Here is a 22243-nt window from a genome sequence, read left to right as displayed (position 1 = left end):
AACGATATCAATTATCATAACTTATTGCTTAAGTAACATTACTAATTTGTTAAGTGGCTTGTTGAGAGAAAGGCGCATTCCTAATTTAGTAGCACTTATGCTTTTCGAATATGAGAATAAGACTGTCCTCATTGTTTCTATATTATTATCCATCATGCTATTAACAGCTTTTTTATATAGAACTATTGATCAATTTGAAATGTTAGGAGAATCTAAGCATGTACTATAAATTCATCACAAAGAATAAAGGAATATTGATAAAAATCATCGCTCTCATAGCTTTGTCTTTTATACTGAAATATATCAGTCATAGAAATTTTCTACCTGATAGTCTATTGGGCACATATCAAATGTATATGGGAGGAACTTTTTTAGAAGAGAGTACATCCATTCTTCAAATTATTTCATTATTGTTGATATCTGTCTTGTTCATCTATTTCATACCCTATGAAATTGTTAAGGAAATAAAAGAAAATGAAATCTATATAAAGTACAGATTTGAAAAAAACACGAAAATACTTTTATTTTTTGCTATAAAGAATGTGTTTTACTCATTATTCTACCAGCTTATTCAAATACTCATCATTGCTTTTATAACATTCCAATTTCATCCTATTCAAATAATTGGAGGTGAATTGATTAAACTGCTTATAACATCAACTATGCAGCTATTAATTATATTATTCATAAGTGAATTCTTTCTTTATTACATGAAATTTGAAATTGGTATGGTCTTTTCATTACTCGTCATTGTAAGTCCAATTATTATAACAGGGATTGTCTTTCATAATTCTCCATCTTATTTAGAACTTTGTAAGTATATCCCGTTTAATCATGGTAACTACAATTACTATTATGTTTCTAAATATACCTTTTATGGTACGTCAATAACTTATTCTGTATTTCCTCATTATAAATATGTTTTTTCTTTTATATGTCAGATGATTGAGTTAGTGATAAGTGTTGTTGGATTAATGTGCATTATCAATAGAAAAGATTTATTAGGAGGAAATTATGAAAATTAGTGTAAAAGATGTTACTAGAGAAATCAAAGGAAATATCATTTTAAATAATATAAATTTAGAATTTGAAAGTGGGAAAATATATTGTCTATGTGGCCATAATGGATCAGGCAAGACTATGTTGTTGCGTGCAATCGCAGGATTGATTCGCATTGATCAAGGGGAAATTAGTATTGATCATAAAATATTACATAAAGATATGGATTATCCACCTGAAATGGGATTAATCATTGAAACACCTTCATTCTTTAAATACTATACGGGGATGGAAAATTTGCTGTATTTAGCAGAAATAAGAGATAAAATTTCCAAACAGGATATTATTGAGACATTAAAACGTGTAGGCTTAGATCCTCATGATCAAAGAACCGTGGCTAAATACTCACTTGGCATGAAGCAAAGATTAGCAATTGCACAAGCCATTATGGAGAAACCTGACCTCATATTACTAGATGAGCCAACAAATGCACTAGACCAAGATGCTATTATTCAATTCAAGAATATTATAACTGAAGAAAAGAGACGCAATGCTTGTATTATTATTGCTACTCATAATCAACAAGATATTGATGAGTTATTTGATGAAAAGATTTATTTGAATTCTGGAAAAGTAGAAAGAGTAGAGAAAAATGACTAGAAACACGAAAATATATTTTTTAACTCTTTTCATTTTCATAAGTGCAACTATTGGATATGCATTAGCAACAAAACATTCTTTTACTGGAGAATATCATTTACGTCAAATCAAAAAACAATACCATCTTGATCATTTCATATATTCTGATGATGAAGATAGCTTATACTTTGATGATTCAATAAATACTCTTGATGAATTAGAGAAACATAGTGATTTAATTGTTAAAGTTCAATCATTTAATAATAGCGAATTATTTCTTAATAGTGTAAAGACACCTGTTAAAATCCTTGATGTTTATAAGACAAAAGATCATTTAGAGAAAGGTGATCTGATCTATATTCAAGAACCAGTATCCATCTCGTATCAAAAAGGTATGGAAAATATGACTTCAATTAGAGGATATGTTTTGATGAATGATCATCAGGAATATTTATTATTTCTCAAACATCTAGATAAAGTGAAAGGATACAAATATAAGAAGAGTGAAGAAATGACTTATATTCCAGTGTCAACACGATTTAGTAAATACTGTAAAGAGGAGTCACCTCTATTTATTGAATCAAAGCGGATTGAGGAGGGAGAAATCCACTATCGTGACTTTAAAGATGCATCAGCGATTTTCATAAAAAGTGATGAGTTAAAACAATATCAATCCATTTCATTACTGGTTTATGATAAATATCAATAAAGTCAATTTTAAACATATTTTGATAACAAGAACCTTCATTATTCATCCTTTGATGATAAGTAAAGCGTTTTCTTTCTAAATAAAATAAGTGAAAATATATGATTAGGCTAAATTAATATATGACTAATTGTATTTTATCAAAAAATATGTTGACAATAGTGAATGTGCGTTCTATTATATGGTCGTTGAATAACTCAAGTAAATTCTTTGAAGGGAATAAGTTATTTGTGTAAGACAGGATAGAGAGCTAGCGGTTGGTGGAAGCTAGTTTGCAGCACAAATAATATCATCTCTAAGAAGCAGGCTGAATAAAGTAAGCTGTGCCGGCTTTCTACCGTTAACAAGAAAGTGTATGATAGTACACGCTGAGTGCTAGGATAACTAGAATAAGGATGGTACCGCGATTATAAGTCGTTCCTTGATAGGAGCGGCTTTTTTGTACTCATATACAATAGGGGGGCAGAGTATTCAATAATAGGGGGTAAATATTTATGAAGTTCTTGCAAAAAGTATCAAAATTTCTAGCTGACTACACAGTCTGGGTTGTCATTGCGATTGCTGTATTCGCATTCTTCCTTCCCCGGATGATGGCATGGGTGAATTTATCTATGTTCTATGATTTTGTGGGTAATAAGTTTACTGTGCAGTCATTAATCATCGGTGTGATCATGTTCTCAATGGGTCTTTCTCTAACAACAGAAGACTTCAAGATTCTTGCTAAACGTCCATTTGATATCTGTATTGGTGCAGCAGCACAATATTTGATTATGCCATTTAGTGCTTATTTCTTCTCACGTCTTTTACATCTTTCACCAGCACTTTCTCTTGGCTTGATTCTTGTTGGCTGCTGTCCTGGTGGTGTTTCATCAAATGTCATGTCATACCTTTGTGGTGGTGATGTTGCTTTCTCAGTTGGTATGACAACTGCTTCAACAATTCTTTCACCAGTGATGACACCATTCATGGTAGCTTTGCTTGCCGGTGGGGCAACTATTAAGATTCAGGCTTTCCCAATGTTTGTTTCCATCATTGAAACAGTGCTCTTACCAGTTGCTGTTGGTTTCTTCTTAAATTATAAGCTTGGTAGAAACAAAGTATTCCAGGAAGTACAGAAAGTTATGCCAGGTGTTGCTGTTCTTGGCTTAGCAGCTGTTGTTGGTGGGGTTATGTCATCACAGGGTAAAGCTTTCATCACTTCTGGTGTTGTTGTCTTTGTCGCAGTCTTCTTACATAACTTTGTTGGTTATTGCTTAGGCTATCTTGCTGGCGTGCTTACAGGTATGAGTACACCTAAGAGAAGAACAATCTCTATTGAAGTAGGTATGCAGAATGCCGGCCTTGCTACAAACCTTGCGACTTCTACAGCACAGTTTGCAACAATGCCACAGGCAACAATCATTGCTGCCGTATCATGTGTATGGCATTCAATCTCAGGTACGCTTATTGCAGCCTTCTTCGCTCATCTTGATAAAGCTAAAGAAGCTAAGGCTGGAAGTGAAGAAACAGTTGCTGCAAAAGCATAATTTATTAAAGGATATCCATCTAATTGCAGGGATGGGTATCTTTTTTTAAGGAGGTCTTATATGAAAATCGCAATGTATCAGATGTATAATGAAGGTAATATACATGACAATCTCAAAAAGAGCTTATTAGCTATTGAAGAAGCGGCAAATCATCAAGCTGATCTCATTCTCTTTCCCGAAGTATTCCTAACGGAATTCTTTCCCCAATATCAAAACAAAGATGTTACGCATTATGCATTAACCTTAGATTCACCCATTGTAAAAGCTTATTGTGAGGCGGCTAAAGAATATCATATCAGTGTTGTACCTAATATTTATCTTAAGGAAGATGCTGCATGTTATGATGCTAGTCTTTTTATTAATCAAGAGGGAGAAATACAAGGTGTGCAAAAGATGGTCCATGTCAGTGATGCACAATATTTTCATGAACCAGCCTATTACACACCATCAAATGATGGCTTCCATGTTTTTGAAACACCACTTGGCAAGATTGGGATTGTAGTATGCTTTGACCGCCATTTTCCTGAAAGTATACGGACAGAAGCTTTGATGGGTGCAAAGCTCATTCTCGTGCCAACCGTCAATACAAAGCAAGAAAATATGGAACTCTTTGAGCAGGAAATGCGGGTGCAGGCATTCCAGAATTCTGTCTTTGTCGCTATGTGCAATAGAGTGGGAAAGGAAGATGCAATGGACTTTGCTGGTGAATCTCTTGTGGTTGATTACAAAGGTTCAACCTTGATCAAAGGCAGTGATCATCAGGAACTTCTTTATTGCAATCTTGACTTGAATGAAATCAAAAAACAGACTTATCTAAGTCTAAGAAGGAAATCTTTCTATCTTTAGATGATGAACTTTCATCATCTTTTTGTGTTTTTCTTGTCTTTTGCATACATTTCGGTAAACTGTAATCGAGGTGTATGACATGCAAAAATATCAAAAATATATTCCAATTGCGATTGTTGCTTTTATTTTCTATCTTGCAACACTTTACTGGAAAAGTTTTGTATCTTTGTTAGGTGCAATTATTAAAGCTTCTAGTGCTATTATTATTGGCTTGTTGATGGCCTATGTTGTTAATATTTTGATGATTCAGTTTGAGAAGCTTTATCAATATATTTTTAAAAAGAAATATCAAAAAGCAAAAAGACCGCTCTGTATTATTCTATCTTACCTGAGTGTTGTCGCTCTTTTCGGATTGCTTGTAGCCATTATTGTGCCACAGATCATCGATGCAACAGAACTGCTTTTGAAAAACAGTTTCAAGGCCTTATCGCCTTATCTCAACAACTTATCAAAATATCCCCAGCTCAGAACTTTCATTACTCCCATTGAGACCTTCTTAAGTGATTTAAGCAAAGGTTCATTGTCTTCAACAAGTACGGATATGCTGAAGCATCTTTTTACAGGGGCTTCCGGTTTACTGACAAATATGACAAAAGTGCTGACATCAATTGCTGGAATTGTGACTACGCTCTTTTTTGGCTTTATGTTTTCACTCTATCTGCTTGGCTCAAAAGAAACACTATTAGCCCAGCTCAATCGTGTCTTAAAAGTCTATCTGCCTAAAGCTTACCCCACAATAAGTTATGTTGCGCATGTATTTAATGAGTCCATCAAGAACTTTGTGATTGGACAAGTGACTGAGGCACTTATTATTGGTGTTCTTGCTGCATTGGGATGTACCATCCTGCGTTTCCCTTACGCATTGATGGTCGGGGCATTGATTGGTACAACAGCACTCATTCCTGTCCTTGGCGCCTATCTAGGTGCACTTGTTTCAGCTTTTCTTATTTTTACTATTTCCCCAGTCAAAGCCATACAGTTTTTGATCTTTATTGTTATTCTTCAGCAGTTTGAAGACAATCTGATCTATCCAAGAGTTGTAGGAACATCGCTTGGCTTACCTGGTATCTGGGTGCTTGCTTCTATTACGGTATTTGGTGGTGTTTTTGGTTTTGGTGGTGTCATCTTTGGTGTCCCAATCACTAGCGCCCTTTATACATTGTTACGTAATGACTTACATAGACGCATGAAGCAGCGTCGTAAAGAGGTGATGACAAGTGAAGAATGATCTTATTGAAGGCCATGTTGGCAAATCTATTCTTTATTTCACAATCCCCTTATTAATAGGTAACTTCTTTCAGTTACTTTATAATACCGTTGATTCCTATGTTGTCGGAAACTATGTTTCACCCAATGCCTTGGCTGCTGTTGGTCAATCTACGCCTATTATTAATGTTATTGTTGGGGCGTTTCTTGGCTTATCGACAGGAGCGGGTGTGGTTATTTCACAGTATTATGGAGCTAAAGATGACAAGCGTATGAGCAAGGCTGTTCATTCTGCGGCGGCATTGACTTTAGTGCTTTGTGTCATCTTTACGATTGTTGGTATTTTTGTTGCTAGACCAATTCTTGAACTCATTCGTTCACCACAATCCATCATGCCCCTTGCCACGCTCTATTTAAAAATCTATTTCTATGGTGTCAGCTTTGTCTTGATTTATAACATGGGTTCAGGTATCTTGCGAGCTATTGGGGATTCGAAAAGACCACTTTATTATCTCGCTATTAGTTCTATCGCGAATGTGATCTTTGATTTTGTCTTTGTTCTCTATTTACATCTTGGCGTTGCAGGTGTTGCCTATGGGACATTGATATCGCAAGGCTTAAGTGCTTTATTTGTGGCCGTTCGATTGTTGCGTGTTCAGGCTAACTATCGCTTGATTGTCTCTCATATACGTTTTGATCGCCATATGACAAAGAGAATTATTCAAATAGGTGTCCCAACAGCTATTCAGAACTGTATTGTGTCCTTCTCCAATGTCTGGTCCACATCCTATATTAATCGCTTTGGAGCCAATGCTGTAGCAGGTTATGCGGCTTATACAAAGATTGATCAATTTGTCATATTGCCTGTTCAGTCATTCTCTCTCGCCATTACAACATTTGTAGGGCAGAATGTTGGGGCAAAGAAGTATGAGCGTGTTAAGAAAGGTATTCGTCAAACTCTGATTATGAATGAAATAATAGCTTTCTTCTTCATGGTTGGGCTTTTCTTCTTTGGTCATCGTATTATAGGCTTGTTCACAAAAAAGCCGGATGTTATTGAAAGTGGCTTTTTAATGGCCAAGGTCATGTGCGCGGGATATATCTTTATACCAATTACGAATATTCTTGCTGGAGCACTCAGAGGTGTGGGCATTTCTAAGATTCCAATGTATACCATGGTTGGCTGCTATGTTGTTATTCGTCAGATCTATCTGGCAATAGCCTATCACTTCGATCATTCCATTGTCGTTGTCTATCTTGGCTGGCCGTTGACATGGGTGATTTGTGCAATTCTGCTTGTTGTCTACTTTAAGAAAGCAAACTGGCTAGCTCATCATCAATAATAGAAAGCATATTGATTGACCACAATCTAATAAATTTCTATACTGTAGTTGTAAAAGAAAAAAGAGAGGTAAAAATTATGAGTAAAATTATTAATGCAAGTGAATTTCCAACAGAAGTATTAAATGCGAGTGAACCAGTATTAGTAGACTTCTATGCTGACTGGTGTGGACCATGTAAGATGATGTCACCAGCCTTAGATAAAATTTCAGAAGAATATGCAGGTAAAGCCAAGGTTGTGAAAATCAATGTTGATGAAAATCCTGAAGTCGCACAGCAGTATGGAGTTATGTCTATCCCTAACTTCAAATTCTTCAAGGGTGGACAGGTTGTTGATGAGGCCCTTGGTGCTATGCCAGCAACTGCTCTTACAAACAAACTTGACCAGTTATTATAATGAAAAGGGATATTGGTTAAAGCCAATATCTTTTTTTGATTATTAAAATTGTACAAAATTAAGTTGACAACAATTGAAATAATGATAAAATAGAATTAACAAATGGAGGTCATTATATGAGTCAATTTTATACCTATACAGTTCCAACAGCACATGGCGAAGAAAAATCAATGGAAGATTTTAAAGGCAAAGTTGTCCTTGTCGTCAATACTGCAACGGGGTGTGGCTTTACACCACAATATGAAGATCTTGAAAGCATCTATGAAAGATATCATGATCAAGGCTTAGAGATTCTTGATATCCCTTGTAATCAGTTTGCCGGACAGACACCAGGAACAGATGAAGAAATTCATGAATTCTGCACACTTAAATACAATACACAATTTCCTCAAATGAAAAAGAGCGATGTCAATGGGGAAAATGCATTACCTCTCTATACGTACTTAAAAAGCCAGCAAGGTTTTAAAGGCTTTGGTAAAGGACCTAAAGCTTTAGCTATGAGTGTTATGTTGAAGAAGATTGATAAGGATTATAAGAATAATCCGGATATTAAGTGGAATTTCACAAAATTCTTAGTCAATAGAAATGGTGAAGTTGTAGGTCGCTTTGAACCAACTGTTTCTATGAAGAGCGTAGAAGAAGCTGTTGCTGAATTAATTTAACTCCCTTGGGAGTTTTTTCTTTTGCATTTTCTCCTAAAGGTATAACATAGTATATATAGATAATCTTTACCGCATGTTAATATGATTTTTACTTTGATGTTGTAGAATGTGTTTACTATGGGAGGGATATTGAAAATGAAAGATTATATGGATAATCGTGAGCTTTCCTGGCTCAAATTTAATGATCGTGTATTAAAGCAGGCTAATGACAGCATGGTGCCTTTAGCAGAGAAGATGAGCTTTGTTTCCATCTATCAGACAAACTTAGATGAATTCTTTAGAGTACGTCTTGGCTTTCTTTATGACCAAATGCTGTTTTATCCAGCCATGATTGATAATAAGAGTGAGATGACAGCTGAAGAACAGCTGAAGGCTTGCTTCACAAAGATTAGACGTCTCAATCATAAGAAAGATAGCTATTATCAGAAGATTATGAATGAGCTCTTAAATTACAATGTCAAGCTGGATACTTTTGAGGAAATTAATAATAAGGATGATAAGCGCTTGTTGGAGAACTACTTTGATCGAGAAATCATGCCACTTCTATCACCACTTGTTGTCTCTAAACGTACACCATTCCCATTTATGAATAATGGTGAACTCTTTGTCGCTGCCCAGCTGACAAGTCATAAAGGAAAGAGAAAGCTTGGTGTTGTTTCACTTGCGAATGTGATGGATGAACGCTTGATGGAACTGCCGGTCACAAGAAGGCATTATATCTTAGTTGAAGAGCTTGTTGCTTCACAATTGCCAAAGCTCTTTAAAAAATATAAGGTGGAAAAATCATCCGTCATCAGATGTACAAGAAGTGCGGATATAGATGAAGATGATATTATTGAAGGTAATAGCTATCGTGAAATTATGGAGAAGCTGATTAAGGAAAGACGCCATCTTCATCCGGTTCGCTTAGAATATACAGAAGGACTTGAGGATATTGAAATTTCGATGATCACAAAATTCCTTGATCTTGATGAAAGACAGGCCTTTATCAGTGCTTCACCACTTGATTTCTCATTCTTTGGTAAACTGCGTGATGTTTTAAAGATTGCTCACCCAGAACTTTTCTATACACCATTGCCACCAAAGAAATCACCTCTTGTCAATGACAAGAAACCAATGATAGAACAAGTGATGAATCATGATATTCTGCTTGCTTACCCATATAATTCAATGGATTCTTTCTTACGTATGCTTGATGAAGCAGCTGTTGACGAACGTGTTGTTTCTATTAAAATGACACTCTATCGTGTTGCTAAGAATTCAAGAGTTGTTAATGCATTGATTAAAGCGGCAGAAAACGGCAAGGAAGTGATTGTTCTTGTCGAATTGCGTGCACGTTTTGATGAAGAGAATAACATTGGTCAGTCTAAAGCATTGGAAAAAGCGGGCTGTACAGTCATCTATGGCCTAGAGGGCTATAAAGTCCATAGTAAGCTCTGTCTGATTACTTTAAAAGAAGACCATATTCAATACATCAGTCAAATTGGAACAGGGAACTATAATGAAAAGACAAGCAAGTTCTATACTGATCTCTCTTTGATGACAGCTCGCAATGAGATTGGTGAAGAAGTCAATGATATCTTTACTCATCTCTTACAGGGTGAAACTGAGCATCATACGAATTATTTGTTTGTTTCACCACACTGTATGTTGGATCATATCTTTAATAAGATTGATGAACAGATTGCCTTGGCAAAAGAAGGCAAGGATGCCTATGTTGGCTTCAAATGCAATTCTGTGACAAGTAAGCCAATGATTGAAAAGCTTATTGAAGCAAGCCAGGCTGGTGTTCATATTGATATGGTTGTCAGAGGTATTTGCTGTATTGTCCCAGGTGTCAAAGGCTATACGGATCATATTCGTGTGATTTCGATTGTTGGACGTTATCTTGAACATTCTCGTATCTATATCTTTGGGCGTACAAGTCCTGATGTCTATATTTCTTCAGCTGACTTGATGACAAGAAATCTAGAACGCAGAGTGGAAGTGGCAGCACCTCTTCTTGATGAACGTATTCGCAATCAGGTCATTTCTATGTTCAATGCCTACTTTAAAGATAACGTGAAGGCTTGTGAGCTCTTAAGTGATCGTAGCTATAAACGTGTGAAAAATAAAGAACCTAAATTTAATGTGCAAGAATATTTTTTGAAATAATTGGAGGTGTGCTTTATGCGTGTTGGTATTCTTACAAGTGGAGGAGACTGTCAAGCGCTCAATGCGACCATGCGAGCTTTGGCAAAAACGCTCTATGCGAATGTGAAAGATTTGGAAATTATTGGTTTCAAGAATGGTTATAAGGGATTGATGTATGAAGATTATATCAAGATGAAGCCGACTGATTTCTCGGGCATTATTGCTCAGGGAGGTACGATTCTTGGCTCTTCTCGCTGTCCTTTTAAAATGATGCGTGTTGTCGAAGATGGCTTTGATAAGGTCAAGGCGATGAAACGTACTTATAAAAAACTCAATCTTGATGCACTTGCTGTACTAGGTGGTAATGGCTCACTTAAGACTGCTAATCTCTTAGCCCAGGAAGGTCTTAATGTCATTGGCTTACCTAAGACCATTGACAATGATACTTATGGAACAGATTATACATTTGGCTTTTCAAGTGCCGTTGAAGTAGCCACAAGATATCTTGATGAAATCCATACAACAGCAGCTTCTCATAATCGTGTCTTTATTGTGGAAGTCATGGGCCATAAGGTTGGCCATATCACACTCGCTGCCGGTCTCGCAACTGGCTGTGAAATCATCCTTTTACCAGAAATTCCCTATGATCTCAAAAATATCGAAAAGAAAATCAAACAGCGTAAAGCACAGGGCAAGAATTTTACGGTTATTGCCTGCTCAGAAGGTGCTTTGACAAAAGAAGAAGCAACTTTCTCAAAGAAGAAATATAAAGCCTTAGTAGCAGCACGTGAAGGTCGTTCTGTTGTCGAATATATTGCAAAAGACTTGGCTAACGACATGCCTGAATTAGAAATTCGTACATCCGTTATTGGCCATGCTCAGCGTGGTGGTGCACCAGATGCCTATGACCGTATGATTTCTACACGTTTTGGCATTGAAGGCGCTCGTCTTATTATGAATCGTAGCTTTGGTCAGCTTGTTGTCTTGAAGCAGGGAGAAGTTGGCTCCATTCCTATTGAAGATACAGCTGGTAAGCTTAAATATGTTGACCCAGCAGGTAAGCCTGTGATGAATGCAAAACTCATGGGAGTATGTTTTGGTGATTAAGAGCGTATGATACGCTCTTTTTCTTTGCTTACTTTCTTTTTCTTTTCTATAATCAATATAGGGTGGTGAGAAAGATGGAAGAGAATACTTATCTTGAATTTAAAAGACAATATACCGATAACATTAAGAAAGAAATTGTCTCATTTCTTAATGCTGGTGGGGGAAAGATAATTATTGGTATTGATGATGAAGGTAGAGTTGTTGGTGTTGAAAATCTTGATGACTGTATGCTTCGTATTATTAATTCAATCAGAGCTATTTCCCCTGATGCAATGAGCTTTGTCTCTGTTCAGCCAGTTGTCAAAGCAGGCAAGACATGTATTGAGGTTGTTATTGAAGTGGGAACGAATCGTCCCTATTATTTACGTAAAGCGGGTATGACATCACGTGGGGTCTATATGCGTATTGGCCCTAGCTGTCAGCCAATGAGTCAAGAAAGCATCATGAAGATGATTGAGGACTATGGTGTTGGTAGCTTTGAGGAAAATCGCTCTTTAGAACAAAAGCTTACCTTTAATACTCTAAACAAGAAGATGGCCAAGATGAATATGCCCTTTGATCGTGATATCTTGCTGAATATGCGTATTCTTGATGATGTAGACCAGTATACCAATCTTGGTCTTTTGTTAAGTGATCAAAATCCCTTTACAACAAAAGCAGTCCATATTCAATCATCAACAAAGACTGATCTCGATTCAAGACGTGAATTTACGGGTTCACTGTTGAAGCAGTTAGACGATGCTTCAATGTATCTTTCTTCCTACAACAAAGATCATGGCTATCCAACTTCTGCCTTATGGGAAGTCTTAACGAATATGTTTATCCATCGTGACTATACAAAACATGGATCCAACTACATCTATATCTATAATGATCACATGGAATTTCGTAGCCGTGGTCAGCTGATCGATGGGATTTCCCTAGAAACGGTGCGGGTGGGCTTTAGTGAGAGTCGTAATCGTTATCTTGCCGAATTCTTCTATCATCTCCAGTTGACAGAAAGCTATGGGACAGGTATTCATAAGATTCTAGATGGATTTGATGATGACCATGAGCCGCTCTTTGTCGAAGTGCCAGGAGAGTTTGTTGTTACGCTCTATAATATGCATGTTTCGACAAACAAGAAAGGCAAAGAAGAACATGAAAATGTTGATGAAAAGTTACTTGCTTATCTTAAGAAGCATCCATTTATTACACGTTTGAAATGTGAGCAGCTTTTAGATTGTGGTCCAACCAAATCGTACCGTGTTCTTTCGCATCTTGTTGAAAAGGGAAAGGTCAAGAAAATTGGAAATGGCCGTAATACAAAATATGCCTTAACGAATGAACATTGAAAACTTGCTTACTTCGTATTATGATAGCTCAAAGGGGTGATGTGGATGAAGGAAAAAGTCTATGAGAGAATAAATCAGTTACCTCGTGGTAAGGCATCTAAAAACATAACGGAAGGATGTCTTGTTTTAGAAGGTGGAGCTTTTCGCGGTCTTTATACGCAAGGTGTGCTTGATGCACTGATGGAAGCTGATATTAATATGCAATGTGTTATTGGTGTCTCAGCTGGGGCAATGAGTGGTCTAGGTTATCTTGCTGGACAAATCGGTCGTTCTGCTCGTATTAATTTGCGTAATCGTCATAATTCAGCTTATGTTGGTATTGAGGCTTATAAGAATAATGGAGGCATTATTGGCTTTGATTTTGTTTTGGATAAGGTGAATGATGTGGATCCTATTGACTTAGAGGCATTACGTGATGAAAGAAGGCGCTTTGTAGCTGTAGCTACAAATTGTAAGACCGGCAAGGCAACCTATTTTGAAAAAGGCAAGGTTAATTTAAATAAAGCCATTCAGGCTTCAGCATCAATGCCCTATGTCAGTCAGATGGTCTATATTGATGGAGAACCTTATCTAGATGGTGGCTGTTCAGATCATATTCCTTATAAGTGGGCACTTAGGGAAGGTTATGAAAAGATTATTGTCGTTAAGACAAGGACACATAGCTATCGTAAAGATTTAACAGAACGTCATCCACTTTATACACGTTTTGCCTATCGCCATTATCCAGCTTTTGCGAATACGCTTATTCAAAGCGATGCCCAATATAATGTCGATCTTGATCAGCTTGATCGTCTAGAAGAAGAAGGCAGAGTCTTTGTCTTTACGCCAAGCAAGAATCTAGGTATATCGAGAGTTGAAGGGGATATGGATAAGCTAGGTGAGATGTATTATCTTGGCTTGTTTGATGCCAAAAGACGTATTGATGAGTTAAAGGCTTATTTAAAGAGAAGGGAAAAGTAAATATATGGAAATTATTATAAATATTGGAATGCTCGTTATCGGCTTTCTAATGCTGATCAAAGGAGCAGACTGGCTTGTCTCAGGAGCAAGTGGAATTGCCAACAAACTTGGAATTCCTTCCCTGGTCATCGGTCTAACAATCGTTGCCATGGGAACAAGTGCACCAGAAGCAGCAGTCTCCATCACTTCAGCCTTCAAGCATAGTGCGGATATTGCGATAGGTAATGTTCTAGGATCGAATATCATTAATATTTTGGTCATTCTTGGCATTACTTCTATTATTACACCACTTGCCTTAAAGAAAAATACCATCAATTATGAAATACCATTCCTGATTGCTATTTCAATCATACTTCCTGTTTTAGGCTTAAGAAAACAAAAGCTTGTCCTAACTGATGGGATTATTCTGACAGTCTTATTCGTCGCTTATCTCAGCTATCTCTTCTTTATGACAAAGAATGGCTTGATTGAGGAAGAGGATGAAGGTCCTATTCAGGAAAGAAATATTGCAGTGTTATTGTTGATGACGGTTGTAGGGATTGGAGTCGTTGTTGTGGGCAGTAATTTTGCGGTTGATGGAGCAAGCAATATCGCTAGAATACTAGGTGTCAGTGAACGTGTCATTGGTTTGACGATTGTCGCCTTTGGGACATCGCTTCCTGAACTTGTCACATCTCTAACTGCTGCCAAGAAGGGATCCGCGGATATCGCTATTGGTAATATTGTTGGTTCCAACATCTTCAACATTCTCTTTATTCTTGGCTTATCATCATTAATTACACCAATTGCATACCAACCTCAATTCTTTGTGGATTCCATTATGGCCATTGCGGCAACAGTCATCTTAGCTTTACTTGTACTCAATAAGGATCACAAACTGAAACGCTATGGTGGTATTGCTATGCTTGTTGTTTATAGTATTTATCTTGTTTATTTATTGAAGTAGGTCTTGATGGCCTGCTTTTTTTCATTGTAAGTGCTTTTCTTTGATAATGTTTCATGTTATCATTATTCATGAAAATATATTTCGTGGAGGGATAAACATGAGTGATCAATTAACGGTAATGGATCATATTTCAGTTATGTATGATCAATTTTTTGATTCAGAAAAGAAGATTGCAAAATACATCCTGAATAATCATAAGAGAGTTGTCGATATGACTGTATCAGAACTTGCCAAAGAGAGTGATGTTTCGGAAGCATCCGTATCAAGATTCTGTAAGCGTATTGGTGTTAAAGGCTTTCATCAATTAAAAATTGGGTTAGCCAAGGAAATGGTAGAAACATATGGCGAAGGCAATATCTCGAATGACATAAGTTGTGATAATATTGGCCAGTCTTTACAAAATATCCTCGCTAATAAAATCGAAGAACTCAAACAAACGGTCAATATGATTGATCCAAAGGAATTTGAAGCCTTGCTTCACGCTATCCTAGATGCACGAGCAGTACAAATTGTGGCCGTAGGAAATACTATTCCGGTTGCGATTGACGGGGCCTTTAAGCTCAATGAACTTGGCATACCAACAACAGCTGGTACTATCTGGGAGACACAGCTTTCCTATACGCATACGCTTGGTGAAAAGGATGTTTTAATCGCTATCTCGAATTCGGGTGAATCCAATAAGGTTGTTGAAGCGGTGGAAATTGCGAATAAGAATGGTGCTACAACGATCGGTATTACGAATAATCCCCATTCAGCTATTGGTGATCAGGTGACTTATCATATCACAACAGCATCACGTGAAAAACTTTTTCTTGATGAATTCTGCTTCAGCCGTGTTTCAGCGACAACAGTGATGGAAATTATTTTCTTGTTTTTAACAGTGATGGTGCCTGATTCCCATAATCGTATGGCTACATGCGAAGAAATGTTTGCGGTGGATAAGCGCTAATCTTTCATTATATGAAAGTAAATTTCGTGAAAATGATATTGACGAAAATATTGTGTCGTTATAAAATGAAGCTGAAATATAGCAGAAAGGAAAAAGAAAAATGATTTACACAGTTACTTTTAATCCTGCTTTAGACTATGTGATCAGTGTCGATCACTTTCAAACAGGTGTCGTGAATCGTGTCAACGAAGAACATATCTTCGTTGGGGGTAAAGGCATTAATGTGTCATTTATCTTGAAAGAACTTGGTTATTCTACAAAGGCTTTAGGATTTACTGCTGGCTTTACTGGTGAAAAGGTTAAAGCTGGAGTGAAGGAAATGGGTGTTGATGGTGACTTCATTGATGTTGAAGAAGGCATGAGCAGAATTAATGTTAAGCTTAGAAGTGATGAGGAAACAGAAATTAATGGTATGGGTCCTCATATTACTGAAGCAGATCTTTACAAACTTTTTGCGAAGCTGTATAAAATGGGCAAGAGTGATGTGCTTGTTTTATCAGGATCTATTCCATCATGTGTCCCTAATAACATCTATGAAACTATTTTAGAAAAGCTTGCCAGCAAGAATATCTATGCGGTTGTGGATGCAACAGGACAGTTACTTGTGAATGTCTTGAAGTATAAGCCATTCTTGATTAAGCCAAATAATTTCGAAATTGAAGATATCTTTAATGTGAAATTACAAGGCGAAGAAGATATCGTAAAATATGCGAAGAAACTTCAAGAAATGGGCGCAAGAAATGTACTTGTGTCATTAGCTGGAGATGGTAGTCTTCTCGTTGATGAAAATGGCGAAACACATCGTATGGGTGTTTGCAAGGGTAAAGTTAAGAATTCCGTTGGTGCTGGTGATTCAATGGTAGCTGGCTTTATTGCTGGATACTTAAAGAATGGGGATTATGAAGAAGCACTTGAACTTGGTACGGCCAGTGGTGGTGCGACTGCATTTAGTGATTCACTTGCGACAAAAGATTTTATTTATGAAAATTTGAGAAATTTAAGGGGAAACAAATAATATGAAAATCACAGAACTATTGGATGTTCGTGCGATTGACTTAAATGTTTCAGTTGCTAGTAAAGAGGAAGCAATTGATCACTTAGTTGATCTTATGGACAAGTCAGGCAAGATTTCTGATAAGGCTGCTTATAAGAAAGGTATTCTTGCCCGTGAAGCACAGACTTCAACAGGTATTGGCGAAGGCATCGCTATTCCACATGCTCAGGTTGCTGCTGTTAAAAAAGCAGGACTTGCTTCAATGACAGTACCAGATGGTGTTGATTATGATTCACTTGACGGCCAGCCTGCAAAGTTATTCTTCATGATTGCTGCACCAGAAGGTGCTGGTAATGTGCATTTACAGGCACTTGCTAAATTATCAATGCTTTTAATGAATGAAGAATTCAGAACAAGATTAATGGCTGCAAAAACACCTGAAGAATTCCTAAGCATCATTGATGATGAAGAAAGCAAGAGAGATGCTGAAGAAGCAGCTCAGAAAGCTGAAGAAGAAAAGAAGACAACGGGCTATAAAGTCTTAGCTGTAACAGCATGTCCTACAGGTATTGCTCATACATTCATGGCTGCTGAAAACTTGACAAAGGCCGGCGAAGCAATGGGTTACCCACTTAAAGCTGAAACAAATGGCTCTGAAGGTGTTGGCAATGCCTTGACACCAGAAGAAATTGCTGCAGCTGATGGTATTATTATTGCGGCTGACAAGAATGTTGAAATGGCACGTTTTGATGGCAAACCATTAATTTCAGTACCAGTTACTGAAGGTATCAGACATCCAGAAGAATTAATCAATAAGATCAGAAATGGTCAGGCTCCAATCTATCATGCTGAAGAAGGTGCGACTGCTTCAACAGACTCTTCTAAAGCTCAGGGCTTCTATAAGCACTTAATGAATGGTGTATCACATATGCTTCCATTCGTAGTTGCTGGTGGTATCTTGATTGCCATTGCCTTCTTAGTTGATGATAAGAATGCTGGTGCTAACTTTGGTTCATCTACACCATTAGCAGCTTGGTTCAAGGCTATTGGTGGTGTTGCCTTTGATATGATGTTACCAATCTTATCTGGTTTCATTGCTATGTCTATTGCTGATAGACCAGGTCTTGCTGTTGGTTTTGTTGGTGGCTTACTTGCAAAGAGCGGTGCTACATTCGCTGATCCATTCGCTACAAAGGTTTCTGCTACTCCAGGTTTCTTGGGTGCGCTTCTTTATGGCTTTGTTGCTGGTTGGATTATTCTTTTATTAAAGAAAGCTTTAAAAGGCTTACCTAAATCACTTGAAGGCGTTAAGCCAATTCTTCTTTATCCATTATTAGGTGTTGCCTTAATGGGTGTATTTGCTTCAGCAGTTAACCCAATTATGGGTGTAATCAATGGTGGCTTAACATCATTCTTAAATGGTTTAGGAAAATATGGTATTATTCTTGGTATTGTTGCTGGTGGTATGATGTCTATTGACATGGGTGGTCCTTTCAACAAGGCTGCATATGTTACAGCTACAGGTTTACTTGCTTCAGGTAACTATACATTAATGGCATCAGTTATGGCTGGTGGTATGGTTCCACCTCTTGTTATCGCTTTATCAACAACATTCTTTAAAGATAAATGGACTGAAGAAGAACGTAATGCTGGTTTAGTTAACTATGTTATGGGCTTATCATTCATTTCAGAAGGAGCTATTCCATTTGCTGCTAATGATCCAGTTCATGTCATCCCTTCATGTGTTCTTGGTTCAGCTATTGCTGGCGGTTTATCAATGGCCTTCAACTGTACATTAAGAGCACCACATGGTGGTATCTTCGTTATTGCTACAATTGGTAACTGGCCATTGTATCTTGCATCAATTGCTATTGGTTCAGTTGTTGGTGCACTAGTTCTTTCATTCTGGAAGAAACCATTAGAAAAATAATCATGAGAAGTGTCTTTCGACACTTCTTTTTTTCTAGACAAGTTTGATGAAATCTATACAATAGGCATAAGGGAGGAACTTATGCATAAACATACATATCGCAATAGCTATTTGGCTTATTTTCTAGTCTATAACTTTTATTATCTTTCTTGGGCTATGTTTTCATGCCTGATTTCTGTTTATTTAATGGGGAAGGGATATAAGGCGGCAGATGTCTCTTTAGTTGTCTCTATTTCCTACTTTACTTCACTTATTGCCCAGCCCTTTGTTGGCGAGCTTAGCGACCGTTATTCTGTGAAGAAGGTGAATATAATTTCATTGATTCTTGCAATGATAGGCTCAGCGCTCTTTGTCTTTTCACAAAATCTGATTCTCATCACCATCAACTATTCTCTTGTCCTTACTGTGATGAATAGTATTTGTCCAGCAATGGAGAAGATTGCAACTGCCTCACCATATCGCTATGGCAAGATTCGCATATGGGGAACGATTGGCTATGCCATCGGTACCCAAATGGCTGGCTTACTTTATGATTTCATTGCGCCTGGAGCTATCTTTGTGGCTTGCATTATCACTATTGCTTTAGCCATTGTCGGTTTACTTGGCACCCATCCGCATATTGATACAGTGGCTAATGCTGATCATGATGTTCATACAAAAGATTTATTCGTCAACAAGAAATATCTCATCTATCTTATTATTACTGGCTTATTCTTTGGGGTAAGTTCACTTGGCAATACCTATATTCCTTCAATGCTGACGCATGATGGCCTTTCGACATCCTTTGCTACAACATTGTTAAGTGTCGCGGTTGTCTGTGAAGCACCCTTAGTATTCTTCTCATATACATTTATGGACAAGCTTTCTAACAAGACCCTGATTATCATTGCCTATATCATGATGCTGATTCAATATGGAATCTATGCCTTTGATACAACACTATCATTAAAAGTTATTGCGACATTTATTGGCAAGCATCCTGCTGGCATGTTATTGACAATGATTAATCTTAAGGTTGTCTTTACGATTGTCGATAAGCACCAACAAATTACAGCCTTGGCTTTTATTCAGACAATGCGTAATCTCTCATCGATTGTCTTTACGAATATTGGTGGTCATCTTCTTGATGCCACAAGCTATACTATGATGTATCGTGTCTGCTTACTCATATTAATTATAGGAATGGTTATTGTGCTCTTCTATCGTATTCCTAGTGGGAAAAATACAAAACTCTTTAGAAAGGTATAAGGTGATGCTTATACCTTTTCTTATGGAAAATGAGAAAAATAGTTGTAATTTTGTTGAAAAAGCCTATAATAAATAAGCCTTTATAATTGTATGAACATTGATACAATAATAAAGAAGTTTGTTTGGGAGTATATTTATGAAAGAAAGAAGTAAATTTTCCGGGAAGCTCGGATTTGTTTTAGCGGCGGCAGGGAGTGCTGTTGGCTTAGGGAATATCTGGCGCTTTCCTTATCTTGCAGCCAAGTATGGCGGTGGTATTTTCTTGTTGATTTATCTCATTCTTGTCTTAACGTTTGGCTATGCAATGATTATGAGTGAATCAGCCATTGGTCGTATGACAAGAAAATCACCTGTTGGTGCCTTCCAGTTCTTTGGCAAAAGCCTGCCTTTAAAATTTGGTGGCTGGATTAATGCCATTATTCCAATGCTGATTGTACCTTACTATTCCGTTATTGGTGGCTGGGTCTGTAAGTACCTTTATGAATATGCCATCGGGCATGTTCATCAGGTCGCAAGTGATACTTATTTTTCTAATTTTATTAAAGATGGATGGAATGTTGAATTATTCTTTATCATCTTCTGCTTAATGACATTAGTGATTATCTTTGGTGGAGTACAGAATGGTATTGAAAAAGTGTCTAAGATTATGATGCCTATTCTTGTACTGTTAGCCGTTATTGTTGCTGTCTATTCCGTTACACGTCCGGGCGCATTAGCCGGTGTGAAGTATTTTTTGATTCCTAATTTTAAGAACTTTTCACTTATGACGCTTGTAACAGCGATGGGACAGATGTTCTATTCCTTATCCATTGCGATGGGTATTTTGATTACTTTTGGCAGCTATATGAAAAAGGAATTTGATATTGAATCCGCAACATCCAATGTTGAAGTCTTTGATACAGTCATTGCGATTCTTGCTGGCTTAATGATTATTCCTGCTGTCTTTGCCTTCTCAAATGGAAATGCCAAGGCATTAGGGGCAGGTCCTTCGCTCATGTTTATTACATTGCCAAAAGTCTTTAACTCCATGGGAGCAGGAGGATTCGCTGGTGTCGCATTCTTCTTACTTGTCTTGCTCGCTGCCTTGACTTCTTCCATTGCCTTGACTGAGTCTGCTGTATCCACATTTGAAGATGAATTAGGCTGGGACCGTAAGAAATCAACGGTCTTAATGGGTGTCATTATGATTGCTTTAGGTACACTTTCATCACTTGGCTTTGGTCCATTGCATTTTATCAGTATTCTTGGTATGGATTTCTTAGATTTCTTTGACTTCCTGACGAATTCCGTGATGATGCCAATAGCAGCTCTTTCAATTTGTTTCTTGGTGACAAGAGTTATTGGTATTGAAAAGATCAGTGCTGAAATAGAACACTCATCAAAGTTTAAGAGAAAGAAGATTTATATCTTGATGATGAAATATATTGCACCTATCTTTATTATTGTGATATTGATCAGTTCAATATTAAATGTCTTAGGTATTATTTCAATGTAAAAAGTATGGCATAACACCATACTTTTTCTATTCTTTGATATGGACACCAAGTAGACCAATTAAAAGAACAGCCTGTTCTTCATTAATGATGGCACCGCGTAAATCTTGCGGGTGAATACGCAAACCTTCAATACTACAGCTTGATAAATCAATCGTATGAAGTGAGGTATGAAGAAATTCGCTTCTTCTCAATTGACTATGTGTGAATACTGTATTCTTGAATGTACATTCCATCCAATAAGCTTCAGATAAATCACATTCTTCAAAGCTGACTGTGCGCATCTGTGTTCTTGCGAGATTGAGATAATTTGCTTTACAGTTATCAAAGCTTACAAATTCTAGCAAACAGTTATCAAAAACTGTGCCAATCATCTTACAATCAATAAAAGTACAACGCCTCAATAGCGTATTATCAAAGGATACATTGGAGAAATCACAATTGACAAAGACATCTTCAATAAAATGACAGTTATGAAACTGATCGTTACTGAGATTCATCGTTGTAAGTTTACAATGAGTAAAATCAGTTGCATCTATTTCTAAATAGTCAAAGTCATCATCATCAAATGCAACATTTTTAATCGTCTCTTGGCTAGTAAAGAGACTGTAGGAAGGTATAAGTTTTTCTTTAATCATATACTTGTTCATGAATTGATTATAATATAAATGGGAAGCGATGAAAATGATGAATATTCAGTTGTCAAGCGAATTTGAAAATGTCCTGAATATTTTTAATTATGAGCACCATATAAATGAGCTTTGATTGAAGAAGAATATAACTTCCAGCTGTTCTGTCTCCAAGGATGGTTTACTGGCGGTATATAC

General features: G+C 37.0%; 20 protein-coding genes and 1 other annotated feature. Of the genes, 19 read left to right on the top strand and 1 reads right to left on the bottom strand.

Annotation, left to right across the window (positions count from 1 at the left end):
- Positions 1–218: 218 nt before the first annotated feature.
- The 19 genes from FYJ79_RS05555 (at position 219) to FYJ79_RS05465 (ending at position 21418) form a co-directional block, all read left to right on the top strand.
- Positions 219–1025, top strand: coding sequence for a hypothetical protein (locus tag FYJ79_RS05555; RefSeq protein WP_154515271.1), 807 nt, complete (start codon positions 219–221; stop codon positions 1023–1025).
- The gene (locus FYJ79_RS05550; protein ID WP_033162216.1) at positions 1015–1659 is read left to right on the top strand and encodes an ABC transporter ATP-binding protein; all 645 of its coding nucleotides are present in this window, start codon (positions 1015–1017) and stop codon (positions 1657–1659) included. The genes FYJ79_RS05555 and FYJ79_RS05550 overlap by 11 nt, the downstream gene beginning before the upstream one ends.
- A complete protein-coding gene (locus tag FYJ79_RS05545; RefSeq protein ID WP_154515269.1) occupies positions 1652–2347 on the top strand; it encodes a hypothetical protein in 696 nt (231 codons plus the stop codon). Before FYJ79_RS05550 ends, FYJ79_RS05545 begins: the two co-directional genes overlap by 8 nt.
- 198 nt (positions 2348–2545) lie before the next feature.
- Positions 2546–2769 (top strand) — a binding site (T-box leader).
- A 69-nt stretch (positions 2770–2838) separates the two neighbouring features.
- Positions 2839–3870, top strand: a complete 1032-nt coding sequence (locus tag FYJ79_RS05540) for a bile acid:sodium symporter family protein (protein ID WP_154515267.1) — start codon at positions 2839–2841, stop codon at positions 3868–3870.
- Positions 3871–3930: 60 nt separating this feature from the next.
- Entirely contained in the window at positions 3931–4716 is a 786-nt protein-coding gene (locus tag FYJ79_RS05535; protein ID WP_154515265.1) for a carbon-nitrogen hydrolase family protein, read from the top strand.
- 79 nt (positions 4717–4795) lie between these two features.
- Positions 4796–5944: an AI-2E family transporter gene (locus FYJ79_RS05530; protein WP_154515263.1), complete on the top strand. Its 1149-nt coding sequence runs from the start codon at positions 4796–4798 to the stop codon at positions 5942–5944.
- A complete protein-coding gene (locus FYJ79_RS05525) occupies positions 5934–7265 on the top strand; it encodes an MATE family efflux transporter (protein WP_326803404.1) in 1332 nt (443 codons plus the stop codon). Before FYJ79_RS05530 ends, FYJ79_RS05525 begins: the two co-directional genes overlap by 11 nt.
- A gap of 77 nt (positions 7266–7342) precedes the next feature.
- Positions 7343–7660, top strand: a complete 318-nt coding sequence (gene trxA / locus FYJ79_RS05520) for a thioredoxin (RefSeq protein ID WP_154515261.1) — start codon at positions 7343–7345, stop codon at positions 7658–7660.
- Positions 7661–7776: 116 nt separating this feature from the next.
- Complete coding sequence (locus FYJ79_RS05515; RefSeq protein WP_154515259.1) at positions 7777–8322, top strand: glutathione peroxidase; 546 nt, start codon at positions 7777–7779, stop codon at positions 8320–8322.
- A gap of 135 nt (positions 8323–8457) precedes the next feature.
- Complete coding sequence (gene ppk1, locus FYJ79_RS05510) at positions 8458–10476, top strand: polyphosphate kinase 1 (RefSeq protein ID WP_154515257.1); 2019 nt, start codon at positions 8458–8460, stop codon at positions 10474–10476.
- Between the two features lie 15 nt (positions 10477–10491).
- On the top strand, positions 10492–11562 hold the full coding sequence (locus FYJ79_RS05505; protein WP_154515255.1) for a 6-phosphofructokinase: 1071 nt from the start codon (positions 10492–10494) through the stop codon (positions 11560–11562).
- Between the two features lie 74 nt (positions 11563–11636).
- The gene (locus tag FYJ79_RS05500; RefSeq protein ID WP_154515253.1) at positions 11637–12896 is read left to right on the top strand and encodes an RNA-binding domain-containing protein; all 1260 of its coding nucleotides are present in this window, start codon (positions 11637–11639) and stop codon (positions 12894–12896) included.
- 45 nt (positions 12897–12941) lie between these two features.
- Entirely contained in the window at positions 12942–13856 is a 915-nt protein-coding gene (locus FYJ79_RS05495; RefSeq protein ID WP_154515251.1) for a patatin-like phospholipase family protein, read from the top strand.
- Between the two features lie 4 nt (positions 13857–13860).
- Entirely contained in the window at positions 13861–14802 is a 942-nt protein-coding gene (locus FYJ79_RS05490; protein ID WP_154515249.1) for a calcium/sodium antiporter, read from the top strand.
- 97 nt (positions 14803–14899) lie between these two features.
- Positions 14900–15751 carry a MurR/RpiR family transcriptional regulator gene (locus FYJ79_RS05485; RefSeq protein WP_154515247.1) on the top strand — a complete coding sequence of 284 codons (852 nt, stop codon included), beginning with the start codon at positions 14900–14902 and terminating at the stop codon, positions 15749–15751.
- 100 nt (positions 15752–15851) lie between these two features.
- Entirely contained in the window at positions 15852–16766 is a 915-nt protein-coding gene (gene pfkB, locus FYJ79_RS05480) for a 1-phosphofructokinase (RefSeq protein ID WP_154515245.1), read from the top strand.
- 1 nt (position 16767) lies between these two features.
- Positions 16768–18675 (top strand): PTS fructose transporter subunit IIABC, encoded by a 1908-nt coding sequence (locus FYJ79_RS05475; protein WP_154515243.1) that lies wholly within the window; start codon positions 16768–16770, stop codon positions 18673–18675.
- An 81-nt stretch (positions 18676–18756) separates the two neighbouring features.
- Positions 18757–19923, top strand: a complete 1167-nt coding sequence (locus FYJ79_RS05470) for an MFS transporter (protein WP_154515241.1) — start codon at positions 18757–18759, stop codon at positions 19921–19923.
- A gap of 136 nt (positions 19924–20059) precedes the next feature.
- Positions 20060–21418 (top strand): sodium-dependent transporter, encoded by a 1359-nt coding sequence (locus tag FYJ79_RS05465; protein ID WP_154515239.1) that lies wholly within the window; start codon positions 20060–20062, stop codon positions 21416–21418.
- 27 nt (positions 21419–21445) lie between these two features.
- Here the strand turns inward: FYJ79_RS05465 and FYJ79_RS05460 are convergent, their stop codons facing one another.
- A complete protein-coding gene (locus tag FYJ79_RS05460) occupies positions 21446–22054 on the bottom strand; it encodes a pentapeptide repeat-containing protein (RefSeq protein WP_195837024.1) in 609 nt (202 codons plus the stop codon).
- Positions 22055–22243 lie beyond the last annotated feature (189 nt).

It is taken from the genome of Sharpea porci (assembly GCF_009695655.1).
Classification (GTDB): Bacteria; Bacillota_I; Bacilli_A; order Erysipelotrichales; family Coprobacillaceae; genus Sharpea; species Sharpea porci.
The sequence above is the reverse complement of the archived record's forward strand: the minus strand, read 5'-3'. Positions and strand labels throughout refer to the sequence as shown.